Raw genomic sequence first — 18,660 nt, 5'->3', positions numbered from 1 at the left:
TTCGACGCATCGGTCGTCCGGTCGCCTTGGAGGTGCGGAGTGTACGCCCCGCGACGCACCCGTCAGCGTCCAGGGCCACCGCCGAGCTCGGTCAGGCCGCCGTACCACAGCGCCGCGAGGGTGCGTACCGCGGCGAGCCGCTCGACGGAGGTGGCGGTCGCGTAGCGTTCCACCGCGTAACCCTCGACCATGGCGACCAGGGCGCTGGCCGCGACCGTCGCGTCGATGTCGCGCGACGTCAGCGGCGCGAGCTGCTCGGCGACACGTTCGACGTAGCCCGCTCGCACCTCGCGGAGCAGGTCACGGAACGACGCGTCGGTGGCTGCCGCCTCGCGCCAGAACGCCACCACGTCGGCCTCCTCCGCGAACACCTCGAGGAACTTGCCGATGACGGCTCGTACCGCCGCGTGGACATCGGGCCCCTCCCAGGACGCCGAGGCCACCGCCTCGAGACGGGATGCGGTGTCGCGCACGAGGGCCTCGAGGATGGCCGCCTTGTTGGGGTAGTAGGTGTAGAAGGTGCCGTGGCTCACGCCCGCGCGGCTGACGACGTCCTCGACCCGGGCGGCGCTGTAGCCGAGCTCGTCGAACGCCTCCTTCGCGGCGTCGCGCAACCGTTCCGCGGTGTCCTGGGCTCGACCGCCTCGCTCCCCCACCGCGCCCCTCGTCTCCACGTGTACGGATGCGGGTGATCACCCGACGGTGCCTGGCGCTCCGGCACGCCCGACCGGCGCACCATGTTGGGAACGTCCGTCGAGCCTGTCGCACCCGCCGCTCGCCAGGGTAACGCCGAGATCGGGGGGGCGGCCCTGAGGGACCTCGAGTTGACATCGACGTCAACGTCGATACCGTCCTCGTGAGACATCGGAACACACGTCGGACGGGACCGACCGAACCCGCGTACAGGAGGATCCGTGAAGTTCGACTGTGATGCTTGCGACCGCACGCTGGCGACCGCACGGGTGGTGATCTCGACCGAGGCCACCGATCCCCGCGGGGTCGACGTGCAGGTCGCGAAGCGGTGGGTGCTGTGCCGTCCGTGCGCGGACGAGCTGTTCGCGTCCATCGGCGAGGCTTCGCCGTGGGACGACCACGACTTCAAGACCATCATCCTGCCCGACGAGGAGCCAATCGGCGGTCAGCTCGGCGCCTTCTCGGAGCGCGTGCACACCTGAGTGCTCAAGCAGCGAAGCGGTAGCACGACTCGACCGCCCGGCTGCCCCGACGCCCGGGGCGGCCCGAGCGTTCCCCGGGTCCGCACCGTGCCGACCGCGGTACCTTGTGCCGTCCGCGATGGCATGGAGTGACGGGTGGCGAGGACGAAGGCAACCGGGGCGCGGATCGCGACACGCCGTCGTCGCCCTGACCTCGCCAGCGCGCTCGGGACGCTCGACGACATCCGCGGCAACGTCGCGAGCGTCGTGGAGGGCAAGCCCGACCCCATCGATCTCGCCCTCGTAGCGTTGCTCGCCGAGGGACACCTGCTCATCGAGGACGTCCCGGGTGTCGGCAAGACCCTGCTCGCGAAGGCACTGGCCCGCTCGATCGACTGCTCCGTGCAGCGCATCCAGTTCACGCCCGACCTGCTGCCATCGGACGTGACCGGTGTGACCGTGTACTCGCCGGACACGGGTGAGTTCGAGTTCAAGCCAGGACCGATCTTCGCGAACATCGTGGTCGGCGACGAGATCAACCGTGCTGGCCCCAAGACGCAGTCGGCGCTCCTCGAGGCGATGCAGGAGCGGACCGTCACGATCGACGGGATCACCTACGAGCTCGGCGTGCCGTTCATGGTCATGGCGACCCAGAACCCCATCGAGCTCGAGGGCACGTACGCGCTCCCGGAGGCCCAGCGCGACCGTTTCATGCTGCGGCTGTCGATCGGCTACCCGGACGTCGAGGGCGAGCTCGCGATCCTCGCGACACACGGGGCCGAGGACCGGATCGAGACGCTCGGGGCGGTGACCGACGCGTCGACCGTGGCGGAGGCGATCCACGTCGTCCGCGAGGTCCACGTCGCCGACGTCGTCCAGCGCTACATCGTGGCGCTGTGCCGCGCGACGCGCCACCACGAGGATGCCGAGCTGGGTGTCTCGCCTCGCGCATCCCTGATGATGCTGCGGGCGAGCCGTGCGATGGCGGCGATACGCGGACGCGACTACGTCGTCCCTGACGACATCAAGGATCTCGCACCGCATCTGCTCCCCCACCGGCTGATCCTCCGTCCCGAGGCACAGCTCAACGGACGGGAGCCGGTCGACGTGATCGACGATGTCGTGGCGGGCGTCCCCGCCCCGACGGAGTAGGCCGGCCGTGCTCACCGACCGCGGCAAGGGGCTCGTGGTTGCTGCGGTGGTGCTGTGGCTCGTGAGCCGGATGTTCGGTGTCGCCGAGGTCGCAATGGCGGCCGTGGCGGTGCTCGTCCTGATCGTGGTCGCGGTCGTCTTCACCCGGCTCGCGTCGGCTCGGCTTGACGTCCACCGTCGCGTCCACCCCCACCGTCTGTTCTACGACGCCACCGGCTCCGTGCGTATCGACCTGCGCAACGTGGGCCACCTGCCGACCGCGACGCTCCAGGTCGATGACCGCGTTCCGGCGACGATCACGGATGGCGGTCGCTTCATCCTGTCGCCGCTGATGCCCGGACGAGGCGTGGCGGTCCACTACCGCCTCGCGGCGCGCCAGCGAGGACGGTTCCCGATCGGACCGCTGACGGTCAGCCTGCGCGACCCGTTCGGCGTCGCCGTGCGGACGCTGCGGCACGGCAGCGTCGACCACGTCACGATCTACCCGCCCGTCTGGCACCTCCCATCGGGGATCCCGCTCGGGGGCCATCACGGAGCGGGTGGCGATGCGAAGCCGCGACCGATGGCGGCCGGTGACGAGTTCGCCGGGGTCCGCGAGTACGTCCGCGGCGATGATCTGCGGAAGGTCCATTGGCGCACCACGGCGCACCGCGGGAAGCTGATGGTGCGCCAGGACGAGGCACCGCAGCAGCCGGAGGCGACCGTCATCCTCGATACGCGACGGGACGTGCACGCCGGGCACGGTCCGACCTCGTCGTTCGAGCTCGCGGTGGCCTGCGCTGCGAGCGTGACCTACCACCTCAGCTCGCGCACCTACTCGGTCCGCCTCGTGACCGAGCCCGTGCGTCGTCCACCGCCGTGGCAGCCGTGGGAGGTCACGCTCGACCGGCTCGCGGTGATCGAGCCGCTGGACGCCGAGACGCTCGTACCGCTGTGGTTGCAGGTCTCGCACGGGCTCATCGGGAACGGTGTGCTCGTGTCGATCGTTCCTGTACCCGACGCTGCGGAACTGGGTGCGATGGTGCGCGCGGGGCGTGGCTTCGCGACGCGGCTGGCGGTGCTGCTCGATGCCGGCACCTTCGGGCGTCGGCGCGGGGCCGCTCCGGACCCTGCGCGGACGACCGAAGCGCTGCGGGCCGCGGGCTGGCGCGTCACGGTGCTACGCCAGGGCGACCGGCTCGACGAGCGGTGGCGCGAGCTCGTCGTCCACCGCCGGGCGCGTCCGGCCCCGCTGGCACGTACGGGAGGAGGACCTGCGTGAGACGGGATCTGGTCCTCGGTGCTGCGGTCGGGGCCGTGATGGTCGGAGCGATCACGGTGTTCGCCCGAGTGTTCGCCGACGGCTCGTGGCAGGGACCCACGCTCGTGTCGATCGCGCTAGCCCTGGCGCTCGCGATGGCGATCCGGAGGCTCGGGGCGGGCCCCGTCACCAGCACCATCGCGTCCCTCGTCGGGTTCATCACGTTCTCGTACATCACGCACGTCGAGACCGAGGGTCTGTTCCCCGGTACCGCCAGCTTCGCTGCCTACCGCGACCTGCTCGTCGAAGGGGTGCGAGCCTTCCGTGAAGCGGAGGCGCCCACCGAGGTGCTCCCGGGCCTGCTGGTGATCGTGACGGGGGCCGCCTGGTGGGTCACGTTCGCCGCCCACGAACTGCTGGTGCGGTTCCGACGCCCCGGCTTGAGCCTGCTGCCGCCTGCCGTGCTATGGGCAGTGCCACTGGCGGTACCGCTGCCACCGGGGCGCACGTGGCCGCAGGCGCTGCCCTTCCTCGCGGGTGCCGCCCTCGTGCTGCTGCTCGAGCCCGACGCCGACGTCGTCGGGTGGTCCCGCGATCGTCCCGCGCAACGGCTCACCTCGGCCGGTATGGCGGTGGGCGGTGTAGCGCTCGCCGTCGCCGCGATGGCGCCAGCGATGCTGCCGGGGTACCAGGAGCCGCCGTGGTACGACGTCGGCGCGGGCACCGATCCGCGTGGCTATCAACCGATCGTGGACGTGGGTGACCGGCTGCAACTGCCCGAACCTCGCGACGTGCTCGAGGTGCGAAGCGACCGGCGCATGTACTACCGGCTCGCGGCCCTCGACTCGTTCGACGGGACGACTTGGCGCCTCGGCCCATCCGGATCGACGAGCTTCCGCCCAAACGACGAGCAGCTCTACCGCGCCGACGCCGACCTGCCTCCTGAGGTTCCGATCCAGCGGGCCGTCGAGGCACGGGCGCAGATCCGCGTGCTCGACCTCGAGAACATCTTCGCGCCCGTCCCTTACCAGCCGTTGCGCGTCACCGGACCAGCGCGGGGCCAGATGGTCTACTCCACCGACGGCGGCTTCGTGGCCAGCGCCGAGCTCACCGACAACGAGCTGGCCGGCCGACTCGTGACCGGGATCGTCGAGGGGTTCGAGTACGGCGTGATCTCCGCGCTGCCACAACCCGACCCCGACGACGTCCGCGACCTCGTGATCGACCCCGGAGCGCTCGCCGAGCACCTCCAGCTCCCGGCTGCGTACGAGCAGCTGGGGGTCCTCGCCGAGCAGATCTACGTCGAACGCGGGGCGGCCACACCGATCGAGAAGGCGTTCGCACTGCAGAACTACTTCATCGAAGACGGATCGCCGTTCACCTACACGACCGACGTCGAGCCACTGCGCGGATCGGGAGCGCTCGAACGCTTCGTGCTCGAGGACCGGACCGGGTACTGCGAGTACTACGCCACCGCGATGGCCGTCATGTTGCGCGCGACCGGCGTCCCGGCACGCGTCGCGGTGGGCTTCCTATCCGGAACCGACGTCACCGCCGACATCGAAGAGGACATCGTCGATCCCGGCAGCGGCCGCCCCATCCGCACCTACGTCATCTCGACCGATGACGCCCACGCGTGGGTCGAGGTTCTGGCGCCGGGGTACGGGTGGCTCAAGTTCGATCCGACCCCGCGCAGCGACGGACTCGTGCAGCCTCCCACCGAAGAGAATCTCGACCCGTTGCTCACCATCGCCGAGCGCACCAGCCTCGGTGGGGACGCGCCGGAGCTGGGCGAGCAGCCCGATCCGCGAGAGGACCTGGCTGGGCCCGAGCCCCTGGGCCCGGATGGCCGGCCGCTCGACGCCCCCCTGGGCCCCGGTGACGGCGCGGAGGCCGGGCGCATCGATGCTCCCCTCGTCCTGCTGATGCTCATCGGGGTCGGGCTGGCGGCCATCGCTGTGCGCCGGTACCGGGAACGGCTGCACCGACCCGATCTGGACCTTCCCGACCGCGTGTTGGCAGCGCAGCGCCGCGTGTACTCGAGCGCGGCGCGGGTCGGCGTCGGGCGACGGCCGCACGAGACCGCGCGCGACGTGGCTCGACGGTGGAGCGACGACGGACGCACCGACAGCGCAGCGGCGGGGCGCTTCGCCGAGTTGGCGCAGGCGGCCGCGTTCGGGGGTGAGCTGGGAGCGGACGCCGGCGAGGAATCGGAACGGCTCGGCCACGACCTCGTCGCGGAGCTGACCCGATCGGTCCCGACGAGTACACGCCTGGCATCGCCGGTGCGGCTACCGGCGGAACGGATCGCGGGTGCGGGACGTCAAGTCGTGCGACGCGCACGCCACCGTGGGGCGCGGTAGCGGTTCCCGTGGCGACCCAGCCGCGAAGACCGCGCTCTTCGCGGCGGAGTGACTGCGAGGTACCCATCGACGCCGCGGATGCGGCGTCGCTCGCATCAGCTCTCGCGATCCTCGCGCTGGAGCCCGCGCCGGAACCGCGTGAAGAGGTCGTCACCGCGCTGCACACGCAGCCCCTTGACGGCGCGGACACCGACGATCACCGAGACCAGCATCAGAGCGAAGCCGACGAAGCCGAAGCCGATGTGGAAGGTCAGCCCGAACAGCAGCAGTAAGCCGACGACGAAACCGGCGACCGACCACCGCAGGCGTGCGCCGTCGGCCGCAGCGACCCGCCGTGTGCGCTCGATGAAGCGGGGATCGTCCTCGGTGAGACGACGTTCGATCTCGGCGAGGATCCGTTCCTCGTGCTCCGACAGCGGCATGCCCGTGCTCCGCGCTTCGATCCGGCCCGTGCACCCGAGTATACGTGACCATCCACCGGAGCCCGGGGCGAAGTGATCAGGGGTCGAGATCGGGCAGGGCGCGCAACGCGACCCCCCCGATACCAGCCTGACGTTCAGCCTCGACGAGGACGGCGGCACGGAAATCACGCACCCGATCGGCGATCGCGGACGGCGTCTCGCTGACCTCCACCGACCGACCGTCGACGAGCGTGATCCGTGTTGCCTGACCGACCACCTCGACGAGCTCGATGAGGTCGGGGTTCAGGAACACCGCCTCGCCATCCATGCGGTGGACGAGGACCACGGACCCTCCCTTCGTGCCGTTCGAGCTCCGTTCGACTTGCTCCCCCCTCGTCGGCCAGCCGTGGCACGGGTTTAGGGCGCGCTCTCGGTCATCGTCCCGTGTAGCGCGGCTCGCGGCCCTCGAAGCGCGCGACCACGGCCTCCTGGAAGTCCGGGCCCGACATCACCTCGAGCTGGACGCGACCGTCCTCGGCGAGCGCGTCGTTCGGGGCGCGGTACCAGTTCTCTCGGAACAGCCGCGGCATCCGCCTGAGCGCCGCGGGCCCCGAACCGAGCTGCACCGCGTAGCTCAGCGCGCGATCCTGTGGGTCGTCGCCATCCAGCCGTACCTCGGCGAGCCCGATGCGCAGCGCCTCGTCAGCGTCGACCCGCCGCGTCGTGAGCGCGAGCTCCGTCGCCCGGCCCAGGCCGATGAGACGAGCGAGGCGGTGCGTGGCACCGAGGTCGGGGATGATCCCCCACTTGCCCTCGAGCACGGACAGCTCCGCGGACGCAGCGACCGCGCGAACGTGGCACGCGATCGCGAGCTGCAGTCCACCGCCGAAGCAGTAGCCCTCGATGGCCGCGACCACCGGCTTGTCGATCTCCTCGATCGCCGTGAACGCGCCCTGCAGGCGGTCGAGGAGGGCCGCCCCGAGCGCTTCGGCGTCGTCCCCAGCGGTCGCCTCGGACCACCCCGAGAAGACCGAGATGTCGATGCCGCTGGAGAAGACCCCGCCCGCCCCCCGAACGAGCACCGCACCTGCGGCTTCGTCGGAGGCCGCCTGACCGGCGCGCTCACGCAGACCGTCGAAGACCTCCATGTTCATCGCGTTCTTCTTCTCGGGCCGCTCGATGGTGATCACCGCGACGCGGTCCACGATCTCGTACGAGACGACTTCTCCCACGGTCTGCTCCTCGCTCGACCCGCGAGGATAGGAGCGGACCGGTCGACGAGGAGGTGCGGACCATGCGGCGCACCGTGCTCAAGTAGCGAAGCGGTAGCACGAGAACCGTGCTCAAGTAGCGAAGCGGTAGCACGAGAACCGTGCTCGAGCAGCGAAGCGGTAGCACGAGAACCGTGCTCGAGCAGCGAAGCGGTAGCACGAGAACCGTGCTCGAGCAGCGAAGCGGTAGCACAGAACTAGGTACGCTCGTGCCGTCCGACCCGCTCCGCTCCAAGGCTCACGCGCTTGTTCGAACGCGAGTACGTCACCCTCACCGACCCCGACGACGACCACCTCCGGTACTCGTTCGATGTGTCGTTCCTGCTCTCGACGTACCACTGCATCTACGGCCAGGGGTGCCAGGGGGTGCGCGAGGACGGCCCCGACGAGGTCGTGGGCTGCTGCGAGCACGGTGCGTACGTCGACGACGAGGACCAAGCGCTCGTACGGAAGCAGTTCCGACGGCTCGATCCCCAGATCATGCAGTTCCACGCGCTCGCGCGTCGGGAGGGGATGTTCGAGGAGGACGACGAGGGCGAGGTGCACACCACCACGCACGACGGCGGCTGCATCTTCCTCAACCGTGCGGGCTTCGAGGGAGGGAGCGGCTGCGCCCTGCACCTGCTCGCTCTCCGTGAGGACGAACGACCGATCGACACCAAACCGACCGTGTGCTGGCAGCTGCCGCTGCACCGTGACATCGACGAGAAGGTCGGCAACGACGGTGAGACCGTCGAGGTCCACACCATCGGGCCCTACGAGCGCGGGACGTGGGGTGAGGGCGGTGCCGACTTCCACTGGTGGTGCACCGAGGCGCCGGAAGCGTTCGTCGGGCGCCAGCTCGCCTACCGCACCATGGAGGACGAGCTACGCGAGATGGTGGGTGACCAGGTCTACGAGGCGCTGGCGGGGTACCTCGATGGGCGCCGCCGGCAGCACAACCGGGTGCGGTTCCTACCGTTCGTCTCCTGAGTCCCGATCCAGGTCGCGAAGATCATCGCGGTTGGATGAACGAAGCTCCTGCTCGTGGTCGAGCAGCGATGCGAACGTGACCGCCGCGCCCCCGAACCGGTCGCGGGCCAGGTCGCTGGCGCGTTCAAGATCCTCCCAGCGGGGGTCCGCGTCGAGCGAGAGCTGACGGGCCGCATCACCGTCGGTGAGGTTGGAGACCCCGACGCCGAGCAGACGGACCCGGACACGCTCGAGTCGCAACCCATCGAACAGCTCGCGAGCGAGGTCGGCCACGTCGTGGGTCCGGTCGGTGGGCAGGTCGAGGGTCGACGAGCGCGTGATCGTGTCGAACGTCGCGAACCTGACCTTGAGCGTGACCGTCCTGCCCGCGAGGCCGGATGCACGCAGCCGCCGCCCGACCCGCTCGGCGAGACCGAGGATGAGCGTGCGCAGCAGCGCCGGATCGTCGATGTCCTCATCGAACGTCTCCTCCGCCGAGACGCTCTTGGCCGCCTCGTCGGGCACGACGGCACGGGCATCCCGACCCTGCGCGAGCCGGTACAGGTGGCTGCCGGTGGCATCGCCGAGGACGCGCTGGAGGGTGCGCAGGTCGCAATCGGCGAGCTGGCCCACGCTACGGAAGCCGTAGCTGCGCAGGCGCTCGACCGTTTTCGGGCCGGCGCCCCACAGGTCGCTGACCGGGAGAGGGCGGAGGAACGCCTCGACCTCGTCGACGTGGAGATGCAGCACGCCATCCGGCTTCGCCTTGGCCGAGCACAGCTTGGCGAGGAACTTGTTCGGTGCGATCCCGATGGAGCAAGGCAGATCGACGCTGGCGCGGACCTCGGCGCGGATGCGGTCGGCGATGGCACGTGGGGGACCGAAGAGCCGCACGGCACCCGTCACGTCGAGGAACGCCTCGTCGAGCGACAGCGGCTCCACCAGCGGCGTGACCGATCGGAACACGCGCATCACCTCGTCGGAGGCGTCGCGGTAGCGGCGGAAGTCCGGCGGCACGACCACCAGTGATGGACACAACCGGCGCGCGCGCACCATCGGCATCGCGGAGTGGATCCCGAACCGTCGTGCCTCGTAGCTGGCCGCGGCGACGACACCACGCGTACCGGCTCCCCCGACCACGACGGGGCGGCCGCGCAACGAGGGGTCGTCGCGCTGCTCGACCGAGGCGTAGAAGGCGTCCATGTCGGCGTGGAGGATCGACTCCGCGGGACGCTCCACGACGGCTACCTCGACGCGGTCCTGGACGACGAACACCTGTTCGTGCGCAGGGTAGCGGTCGAAGGGAGTCGCACCTCTACGGTGACCCGGCTGCGACGAGGAGCACCCCCGGTTGGCCCGGCCACTCGTGACGCGTCCCGACCACGTCGCCGTGGCGGTGCCGTCGATCGATGCTGCCCTCCCCCGGTGGCGCGACCAGCTCGGGGGGGTGCAGTGCGGCCAGTACGACAGCGGACGCGGCTTCACGACGAAGCAGTACCGCTACCGCGGAGGGGGCAAGCTCGAACTAGTCGAGCCGACGCCTCCCCAGCCCGCAGGCTTCGTCACCGGCTTCCTCGACCGGTTCGGGGCGGGCGTGCACCACATCACCCTCCTCGTGCCTGACCTACTGGAAGCGGTCAGCCACCTCCGAGCCGAGGGGTTCGACGTGGTCGACATCCGCCAGGACACCCGTTGGCACGAGGCTTTCCTGCGCCCCTCACAGGTCGGTGGCTGGGTGGTGCAGATCGCCTGGTCGGCACGCTCACCTCGCGATCCGGATCCGCCACCAGAGCGCGGCGCGACGCTGGTCGGTCCACGACTACAGCATCCGCACCTCGACGAGGCCGGCGACCTCTGGCGACGGCTGGGCGCGACGGTCGATCCGGTCGACGAGGGCCTGCGGGTGTGGTGGGAGGACGCGCCGCTGGAGCTACGGATCCGTCAGGGCACGCCACCAGGGCCGATGGGTCTGCGCTTCGCTGACGCACCTGCCGCACCGACCGACCCCGTCCTCGGTGCAGGCGTGGAACCCATCACGCTGGCGGAGATCTGATCCACGACCGTGGTGACGCTGCCCCGGGAGGTCAGAAGGTACGGACCGGTTCGACCTGACCGGACAGGCGGGCGGCATCGAAGCGGACGCGGACCGACGCTCCGCCCCCCTCGCGGTCCTCGATCCACGCCCGGCCGCCGTGCAGGCTCGCCAGCCGCGCGACGAGGGCGAGACCGATGCCGGTACCGGGTCGGTGTCGCTCCACCCCGGGACCGCGCTCGAACGGCTGGAACACCAACCGCTTGTACTCGTCGGGGACGCCCTCACCCGCATCCTCGACGACGAGCATGACATCGTCGTCGCCCACCGCCTCGACCCGGATCCACACCGGTTCGTCGTCGGCTCCGTGGCGCACAGCGTTGCGGAGCAGGTTGTCCAGGATGCGCTCGACCTGCGCTGGGTCGACGTGGAGACGGTCGACCTGGACGTCGATCACGACCTCGCGGCCATCGATAACGTCGCACTCGCGCACGACATCGCGCACGAAGTCCGCCGCCCCGACCCAGGTCCGCTTCGCCGTCAGGGTGCCGCGCTGCAATCGGCTGACGTCGAGCAGGTTCGCGAGCATGCGGTCGAGGCGGCGCGCGTTCGCGGCGATGCGCGTCGTCAGTTGCTGGACCTGCTCAGGCGGCAGGCGGTCGAGGTGCTGACGCACCGTCTCGGCCAGACCCAGCACCCCGGCGAGCGGCGTCCGCAACTCGTGGGACACGGCCTCGAGGAAGCTGTCCTTCATGTCATCGAGACGTCGCAGCCTCTCGACCGCCTCGCGCTCACGTTGGTACGCCGACGCGTAGGCCTGACGCGAGTGCAGGAGTGCTTCCCGGGCGCGCTGCTGTTGCATGGCGGCGCCCAGCACGTCCGCAGCCACGCGCAGAGCGTCGACCTCCGGCTCCGACCACCGCCGGTCGGTCACGCACTCGTCGAAGCCCATGAACCCCCACCACCGCCCCGCGAGGAAGATCGGCACGCAGATGATCGAGCGGATGTGCTGCTCACGCAGCAGGGCCTGCTCCTGGGTCGGGAGATCGTTCACGTCGCCGTGGATGGCGCGCTGCTGCGACAGCTCCCGCGCCCACCGGCCGAACCCCATCGTCTCGTAGGGCAGAGCTTGGAGGGCGGGATGGTCGATCTGGGGCTCGATGCCGGGCGCGGTCCACTCGAACCGGTAGGACGTGACGACCTCGCCACCTGGACCTCGGGCGTTCTCGAACACGTAGACGCGGCTGACCCCCGTCGCCTCGCCGAGGCACGTCAGCGCGGCGTCGACATCCCGCTCCCAATCGCCGCCACGCAGCAGCCGACCGGCCGCGTAGGCCACCGCCTGCAGGATGCGGTCACGCCGCTCGAGGTCGCGGCGGTGCCCATCGACGTCGGTATCCGGCATCGGCTCGATGACGCGGGCGGCGTCCGCGCGGTCGACGTCGTTGGGCCGTGTCATCCCCACCTACGTCGGCATCGCGATCCGCGAGTTGAGAGACGTCGACAGGGACCGCTCGTACTGACTAGTGCCCGACGACGCCTCGGATGCGGCGTCACCAACATCAGGCACTGCCGCGGCCGAACTCGGCCGCCGTCAGGCCGACGGGGCGGCTCGCGGGGCGTTCGTGGGGTGCCGGGGTGCCGTGCTCGCCGAGCGCGTCGGGTAGCCAGCCCTCGTGCCAAGCTCGCCACAACCGCGACAGATCCCACACCCGATCGCCGTTGACGGTCACACCCTTGGGACCGCGGCGTCGGATCCGGCCCTCGCACAGGAGCAGCCACGCGTGGAGCAGCGTCCAGGCGCAGTCCCCGAGGACGCGCTCGAAGAACGTGACCTGAGGGGCGCCGGTGCGGTCGTCGAGCGTGAGGAACAGCACCCGCTGGCCCGACTTCACCGGGGGCGACTGAACCGCCACCTTCACACCGGCGACCCGGACCCGCTCCCACTCCCGCGCCCCGGCCAGGTCCGAGCTGCGGATGACGCCCAGGTGCTCGAGGAGGGGCTCGTAGAACGACAGGACGTGACGCGTCACGTCCAGCCCCAGCACCGCGAGCTCCTCACGGACGAGATCGGCGTGGCTGGGTGCAGGCAATTGCGGGTCGTGGTCGGCATCGAGCGCGAGCGCTTCCTGCTGCGGCGCGTCAGGAGGTGGGAGCTTGCGGCCGACCCCCGACCACAGCTCCTCGACCGCGAGGCGGACGCGGCGGCGGTCCGGTCCGCTCCGACGTCCCACCCCGGCGAGCTGGTCCACCGCGCCGGCGTCCACGAGGCGTTCGGCGGTGGGGCGGGACAGCGCGGCGCGGCGACGCAGGTCGATCAACGAGGTGAACGGTCGCTGCTGCACGAGTGAACCGATCTCGGTGTCGGTGATCCCCTTCAGATCCTGCAGACCGATACGGACCGCGTAGCGGTAGCCGTGGCCGGCGTCGCCCGCGTCCCAGCCTCCGGGTGGGACGGGACGGTCGGTGGGCTCGCTCGGCGTCGGGGCGCGCCAGCCTGGTGGGAGGTGATCGGCACGCAACCTCAGCAGGTGGTCGGCGAGTCCCTGATCGACGACCTCGACGGTGTAGGCGCTCTCGGAGCGGTTGACGTCCGGAGGCAGCACCGCGACCCCGAACATGCGCGCCTCGTCGAGTAGCAGCCGGCGCGGGTACATGCCCGGATCGTGGGTCAACAAGCCGGCGACGAACTCGGGCAGGTAGTGGGTCTTGAGCCAGGCCGAGCGGTAGGTCGGCACGGCGAACGCCGCAGCGTGGGCCTTGCAGAACCCGAAGGAGGCGAACTGGAGGAGCTGGTGCCAGATGTGCTCGGCGACGGGGCGGGCGAAACCGCGCTCGACCGCCCGGCCGATGCTCCACGCCCGCAGCGCCGCGTGCCGCTGGTGGTCACCGAGCTGGCGGCGGATCAGGTCGGCGTAGCTGAGGTCGCACCCGGTCATGGCGGCGATCACCCCCATGACCTGCTCGTGGTAGACGATCACCCCGTGCGTCTCGGCGAGCACGGGCTCGAGCGAGGGGTGGGGGTAGACGACCTGTTCCTCGCCGTGCCGACGGGACACGAACGGGTTGACCATGTCGCCCTTGACGGGGCCTGGCCGGAACAGCGAGATCTCGACGATGAGGTCACCGAAGCGGTCGGGCTGCAGCCGTCCCAGCAGCTCGCGCTGGCCCGGGGACTCCACCTGGAAGACCCCGATCGAGCGGGTCGACCGCAGCAGCTCGTAGGTCTCGGGGTCGTCGTCGGAGACCTCGGACAGGTCGAGGTCGACGTCACGGGTGTGCCGCAGCAGCTCGACCGTGTGGGCCATCGAGCTGAGCAGCCGCACCGCGAGGATGTCGAGCTTGAGCAGCCCGAGAGCCGCGACGTCGTCCTTGTCGAACTGGCTCATCACGAAGCCGTCGTCGTCGGGACCACGGGGAGCGGAGCGCTCGAGAGCGGTGCGGTCCTGCAGGTGGGTGTCGGCGAGCAGGATCCCGCAGGGGTGCAGCGCGAGGTGTCGCGGGAAGCCGTCGATGCGCTCGACGACGTCGAAGAGGCGCTCGAGCTGACCGGCATCGAGGTTGGCGCGGGCGAGCTCCGGGGCGCGTCGGAGCATCTGACGCACGTCCCGAGCGCGAGTGCGGGTGAAGCTCTTGGCGATGACGTCGATCTCGTCGGGCGGCAGCCCGAGCGCCTTGCCGACCTCCCGGATGGCCATACGTGCCTGGAAGGTCTCCACCATCGCGACGCACGCCGTGCGCTGCTCGCCGTAGCGCGCCATGATCATGCGGTAGACGTCCTCGCGCCGGGAGGACTCGACGTCGATGTCGATATCCGGCAGCTCGTCGCGGTAGGGGTTCATGAAGCGCTCGAACATCAGCCCGTTGCCGACCGGATCGACGTCGCTGATGCGTAGCGCGTAGCAGACCAGGCTCCCCGCCGCCGACCCGCGGCACGCGGACAGCACCCCCATGTCCCGGATGCCGGCGACCACCTCGGCGGCGGTCAGGAAGTAGTCGTGCAGGCCCAGCCGGTCCACCATGGCCAGCTCGCGCTCGAGCCGTTCACGGATCGCCGGGGTCAGCCGGGGGTAGCGCCCCGCGACTCCCTGCCAGCACCGGCGGTGCAGTTCCCCGGCCGCCACCTCATCCGACAAGCCGGTGAGGCGCGGCACGTGCAGCTCGCCCAGGCCGAGGTCCACGTCGCAGGTCTCGGCGATGCGCTGGGTGTTGCTCAGCACGTCGGGGCGCTCGGCGAACAGCGGGGCGAGGTCCGCGGTGGTCTTGAACCAGCCCTCGGCGGTTCGGCGTCCCAGGTGGTGCTTGCCGAGCGGGACCTGGTTGCGGATGCACGCCAGCACGTCGGCGACGAAGACGTCCTCCGCGACGAGGTAGCGCACGTCGTTGATCGCGACCGGGGTCACCTCGACGTCGTCGGCCAGACGCAGGGTGCGGGTGGTGCGACGGTCGTCACCGCGTTCGAGCCAGTTGCGCACGCCCAGCAGGACCGCGCCCCGACCGAACACCTCGATCCAGCGCGCCAGCTCGTCACGCGCCGCCTCCTCGAACCCCGCCGACAGCAGCCGCCCCACCGGCGAGTCGACCCCGAGGAGCAGGTAGCACCCCTGGCGTGCCGCCGCGCGGGGGACGTCCTCCCAGGCCAGATGCGGCGAGGACCGCTCCGCACCGAGGTGGGCAGCGGTGACCGCGCGGCACAGGTCGCCGTACCCCTGCTGCGTCCGAGCGAGCAGGGTGATCCGCGGGGCGTCGTCCTCGAGCCACGCCGGTCCGCTGGCGGGACGCCGCGCGCGCGGATCGTCGCGCGAGGATGCGTGGTTGGCGCGGGATGCCGCGTCATCCACCCATCCTTGCGGGCCGTGGCCGGTGGGGAGGCGGTGTCGGCCGGCGCGGGTGATGGCCCAGCCGGGGCGCTCGAGGTCGGGGCGCAGTGCCAGATCGGTACCGAACACCGGCGTGACGCCCTCGACCTGGCACGCCTGCGCGAAGCGGACCGCCCCGTAGAGCCCGTCGCGGTCGGTGATGGCCACGTGGGTCATGCCGCCGGCCGCGGTGGCCGCCGCGAGCTCACGTGGTCGGATGGCTCCGTCGCGCAGCGAGAAGCAGGTCCGCACCGCCAGGTGCGCGAACGGTGGGAGACGCCCACCACCTGCTCCGCGCTGACGGACCGCCTCCGCCGCCTCGGCGGCCCGTCGCGCCTCGACGAGACGCTCCTCGCGATCCTCCTCCGCCTCCTGCGGGGCGGGGGTGCGGGTGGCACGACGCATGCTGGGGGCTCGGCGGGGTCGGGGCGACGTTGGTCGAACGTATGTTCGCTGCCCTGGTCCCGCGCGTCAACCGGGGCGCTTGCACGGCCAGGCCGTGACGGAAACACGCGTGGATGCGCGTTGTCGTCAAGACGGGGCGCTCGCCACTGCCAGGCCGTGACGCAAACACGCGTGGATGCGCGTTGTCGTCAAGACGGGGCGCTCGCCAGTCCGTCAGCAGCCGCCCCCGCCCCGATCGGGGATCGCGGTGTCCACGACCTCGACGTGGACGTGGGGCCAGGCGTCGGGGCCGGAGTACTCGTCGACCTGCGACTCGAACGGCAGCGTGCGGGGCGCCGAGCCGACCTGCGTGATCCCGGCCTCGACCCGGTCGCCGGTCGCGACGGCCAGGCCCTCGAAGTGCAGCAGCTTGACCTCGTAGCCGGGGCGCGCGTCGGGCTCGATGACGAGGTAGTGGTCGTAGTGGTCGCAGTAGAGGCGGTAGGTCCCGGCACGGACGACGACGCCGTCCACCGGCGAGTACACCGCGAGCTCGGGGTCGGCGACGATGTCCGCTGCGGTGTGCCGGCCGGTCCCGCGTCCGCGGCTGGGGAGGGTCAGCTGCGCGGTGGCGGTGTCACGCGGGCTGAGCTCCCTCGCCCCGTCGTGGCTGGACTGGTGGTAGCCGATCATCTCGACGTGACGCGACGGCAGGTGCAGGTCGACGCCAGCGACGGTGGCGAACCACGGATCGGGCTCGAGGTAGGTGAACGCGACGTCGTGGTGCCCCACCGCTCCCGCCCCGACGCCCGCGACCGTGACCCGCCCCGCGTGTGCGAGCTCGCGCTCCAGGCCCGCCACTCCCCCGGGCACGCGCAGCTGTAGGGTCCGTTCGTCGACGCCGACGACCTCCCCCACGATCTCGCGGTCGCCGACATCGAGGTAGACGGACGACGCCCCGACGTCGACGGGCCGGTCGAACGTCACCGTGACGCGCTCGAGGTAGCTGGCCTCGTCGGTCTCGACCGGGGTCGCTGTGACGACGCGCGGAGCGTCGGGACCGTCGACCACCGCGCGGACGCTGGCGCCAGCGGTGGCGTCGGTGACGGCCACCGCGCCGCCGTAGACGTCGAGGTGCCTGGGCCGTACCGCCCGGAGCGCTGCGTCCGTGGCGGTTACCGGGTGGTCGGCTGGCGTCAACAGCAGGGGCTGGCGGAGGGCGGCAGCGTGACGCGTCCCGGTGAGCGCGTCGGGGAAGTCGGTCCCGCTCGCGAGGGACACACCCGAGGGACGGTCGTAGTAGCGGGCGAGGACCGCCACGGCGGTGGCGTAGCGATCAGCCCCCGCGACCCGTTCGACCCGTTCGATCGTGTCCGTGAGCTGCTCCTCGACGGCGGCACTCACGACCGCCGGTCCACCGACGACCACCAGGTCGGCCACCCCGCGGTCATCGAGCACCTCGGTCGTCGCGTGCGGCAGCTCGTCGCGACGCGTGAGGAGGATGGGGACGCCATCGCGTGCCGCGGGAGCGGACGCGGCCAGCGCGTCCGGGAACGACACACCCGACGCGATGAGAGCCCCGCCCGTACCCGGCAGGGCGCGGGCGATGCTCGCCGCGGTGGCGTAGCGGTCCTCGCCTGCGTGACGGGTGACGAGGTAGCCGAGCGCACGTACGTCGTCCGCGACCGCACGCGAGAGGGCCTCCGTGCCACCGAGCAGGTGGACCGTGCCGCCGAGTGGCAGCACGCGTCGCAGCTCCTGGCGCGCGACCTCGGCCAGCTCATCGCGCGCCGTGAGCAGCAGGGGCGCATCCAGGTGCACCGCCAGCGGGGCGCCCGCGAGGGCGTCGGCGAAGTCGTCCGCCCTCGCGAGCAGGACCGCGGACGCGCTCCCCGCTTCAGGGAACGTCTCGCGGCTGATCGCGACGGCCGTCTCGAGCCGTGTCGGTCCGGCGTGGCGCCGCACGGTCACGTCGGTAGCCACGAACGACCAGGATCGCTGGACCCGTCGCCCCGCCGTATCCGTGAACGTCGCGCTCGCCTCGTGGGGGCCGGGCGCCACGGTGACCGTCGCGCTCGCGTAGGCAGCGCCGTCGGGGTCCCGCTCGCCGCGGGCCACGACGACCGGTCGCCCGTCGAGGGACAGCTCGACGGTGGCGGTGTCGGCATCGGACTGCGTCGTCACGCGCAACAGAAGCTCACCGGTGGGCACGATCGAGCCCGGCATCGGGCGGGGCGTGTGGATCGACGGCGCGCTGTCCGCGACCGCCGGGGCCACGGGGACGAGCCGTGGCACGGGGACGAGCGCCGCGGTCAACACCGCGACGACGAGCCCCAACCGCCCTGCCGTTGCCCGCACCCAGACCCTCGATACGACGGACCGAGAAGGTAACGGTCACCTCGCCCCCACCGCCGGAAGTCATCCGAAGCCGTGCCCGTCCCCGCCCGACGGAGCGGGAACCACGCCCGGCACGAGTCCCACGGCTACGCCGCTCCGTGCCGTTGCCATGAGGTGGCCCAGCGTGCGACGATGGACCGTCCGGCGGAGGGTGCCACGTGCTGCTTCGGATCGAGACCGAGAACTCCTCGACCTACCTGGTGAGCAGCGCACCGGACGGTAGACGCGTCCGTGTGACCCGCGTCAGCGATCATCCCGTCCGAGGCACCGCCGGCCCGATGGCGTTCGTGGCCGACTTCGACCGGGTGGAGATCGTCCCCGGCTCGGTCGGCTTGCGGCTGCACTGCCACTCCTTCGACGGGCCCGGGTTCACCACGAGCCCGATCGTCTCGGTCCGCGAGGAGTCGCTCTGGGAGGCGGTGGCTTCCTGAGCCGCAGCCTCCGTCCCGCCGAGCC

At 71.2% G+C, this 18,660-nt stretch carries 15 protein-coding genes; 7 read left to right on the top strand and 8 right to left on the bottom strand.

What is annotated here, in order from left to right; genetic code table 11:
* Positions 1-62: 62 nt before the first annotated feature.
* A complete protein-coding gene (locus KY469_03680) occupies positions 63-656 on the bottom strand; it encodes a TetR/AcrR family transcriptional regulator (protein MBW3662179.1) in 594 nt (197 codons plus the stop codon).
* Between the two features lie 258 nt (positions 657-914).
* Here KY469_03680 and KY469_03675 point away from each other — a divergent pair, with 258 nt between their 5' ends.
* The 4 genes from KY469_03675 to KY469_03660 all read left to right on the top strand — a co-directional run bounded on the left by KY469_03675 (position 915) and on the right by KY469_03660 (position 5,909).
* Positions 915-1,175 carry a hypothetical protein gene (locus KY469_03675; GenBank protein ID MBW3662178.1) on the top strand — a complete coding sequence of 87 codons (261 nt, stop codon included), beginning with the start codon at positions 915-917 and terminating at the stop codon, positions 1,173-1,175.
* A 165-nt stretch (positions 1,176-1,340) separates the two neighbouring features.
* Positions 1,341-2,306 carry a MoxR family ATPase gene (locus KY469_03670; protein ID MBW3662177.1) on the top strand — a complete coding sequence of 322 codons (966 nt, stop codon included), beginning with the start codon at positions 1,341-1,343 and terminating at the stop codon, positions 2,304-2,306.
* A 7-nt stretch (positions 2,307-2,313) separates the two neighbouring features.
* Complete coding sequence (locus KY469_03665; GenBank protein MBW3662176.1) at positions 2,314-3,567, top strand: DUF58 domain-containing protein; 1,254 nt, start codon at positions 2,314-2,316, stop codon at positions 3,565-3,567.
* Positions 3,564-5,909, top strand: coding sequence for a DUF3488 and transglutaminase-like domain-containing protein (locus KY469_03660; protein MBW3662175.1), 2,346 nt, complete (start codon positions 3,564-3,566; stop codon positions 5,907-5,909). The genes KY469_03665 and KY469_03660 overlap by 4 nt, the downstream gene beginning before the upstream one ends.
* Positions 5,910-6,004: 95 nt before the next feature.
* Here KY469_03660 and KY469_03655 read toward each other — a convergent pair whose 3' ends face one another.
* The 3 genes from KY469_03655 to KY469_03645 all read right to left on the bottom strand — a co-directional run bounded on the left by KY469_03655 (position 6,005) and on the right by KY469_03645 (position 7,542).
* A complete protein-coding gene (locus KY469_03655) occupies positions 6,005-6,331 on the bottom strand; it encodes a DUF3040 domain-containing protein (protein ID MBW3662174.1) in 327 nt (108 codons plus the stop codon).
* A gap of 76 nt (positions 6,332-6,407) precedes the next feature.
* Entirely contained in the window at positions 6,408-6,656 is a 249-nt protein-coding gene (locus tag KY469_03650) for a flagellar FlbD family protein (protein MBW3662173.1), read from the bottom strand.
* An 88-nt stretch (positions 6,657-6,744) separates the two neighbouring features.
* Positions 6,745-7,542 carry an enoyl-CoA hydratase/isomerase family protein gene (locus KY469_03645; protein MBW3662172.1) on the bottom strand — a complete coding sequence of 266 codons (798 nt, stop codon included), beginning with the start codon at positions 7,540-7,542 and terminating at the stop codon, positions 6,745-6,747.
* Between the two features lie 285 nt (positions 7,543-7,827).
* Between KY469_03645 and KY469_03640 the strand changes: the two genes are divergently transcribed.
* The gene (locus KY469_03640; protein ID MBW3662171.1) at positions 7,828-8,553 is read left to right on the top strand and encodes a hypothetical protein; all 726 of its coding nucleotides are present in this window, start codon (positions 7,828-7,830) and stop codon (positions 8,551-8,553) included.
* Here the strand turns inward: KY469_03640 and KY469_03635 are convergent.
* The gene (locus KY469_03635) at positions 8,536-9,735 is read right to left on the bottom strand and encodes a DNA polymerase IV (GenBank protein ID MBW3662170.1); all 1,200 of its coding nucleotides are present in this window, start codon (positions 9,733-9,735) and stop codon (positions 8,536-8,538) included. The two genes, KY469_03640 and KY469_03635, sit on opposite strands and share 18 nt — an antisense overlap.
* A 148-nt stretch (positions 9,736-9,883) precedes the next feature.
* Here KY469_03635 and KY469_03630 point away from each other — a divergent pair, with 148 nt between their 5' ends.
* Positions 9,884-10,585 (top strand): VOC family protein, encoded by a 702-nt coding sequence (locus tag KY469_03630; protein ID MBW3662169.1) that lies wholly within the window; start codon positions 9,884-9,886, stop codon positions 10,583-10,585.
* 31 nt (positions 10,586-10,616) lie between these two features.
* Here the strand turns inward: KY469_03630 and KY469_03625 are convergent, their stop codons facing one another.
* The 3 genes from KY469_03625 to KY469_03615 all read right to left on the bottom strand — a co-directional run bounded on the left by KY469_03625 (position 10,617) and on the right by KY469_03615 (position 18,165).
* Complete coding sequence (locus KY469_03625) at positions 10,617-12,023, bottom strand: GAF domain-containing protein (protein MBW3662168.1); 1,407 nt, start codon at positions 12,021-12,023, stop codon at positions 10,617-10,619.
* Positions 12,024-12,126: 103 nt separating this feature from the next.
* A complete protein-coding gene (locus KY469_03620; GenBank protein ID MBW3662167.1) occupies positions 12,127-15,828 on the bottom strand; it encodes a DNA polymerase III subunit alpha in 3,702 nt (1,233 codons plus the stop codon).
* Between the two features lie 213 nt (positions 15,829-16,041).
* Positions 16,042-18,165, bottom strand: coding sequence for a cell wall-binding repeat-containing protein (locus KY469_03615; protein MBW3662166.1), 2,124 nt, complete (start codon positions 18,163-18,165; stop codon positions 16,042-16,044).
* Between the two features lie 197 nt (positions 18,166-18,362).
* Between KY469_03615 and KY469_03610 the strand changes: the two genes are divergently transcribed.
* Complete coding sequence (locus KY469_03610; GenBank protein ID MBW3662165.1) at positions 18,363-18,635, top strand: hypothetical protein; 273 nt, start codon at positions 18,363-18,365, stop codon at positions 18,633-18,635.
* The last annotated feature ends 25 nt before the right edge of the window (positions 18,636-18,660 follow it).

The organism is Actinomycetota bacterium (assembly GCA_019347575.1).
Lineage (GTDB): Bacteria > Actinomycetota > Nitriliruptoria > Nitriliruptorales > Nitriliruptoraceae > JAHWKY01.
Note: the sequence above shows the minus strand (reverse complement) of the source record. Positions and strands in the feature narration are given on the sequence as shown.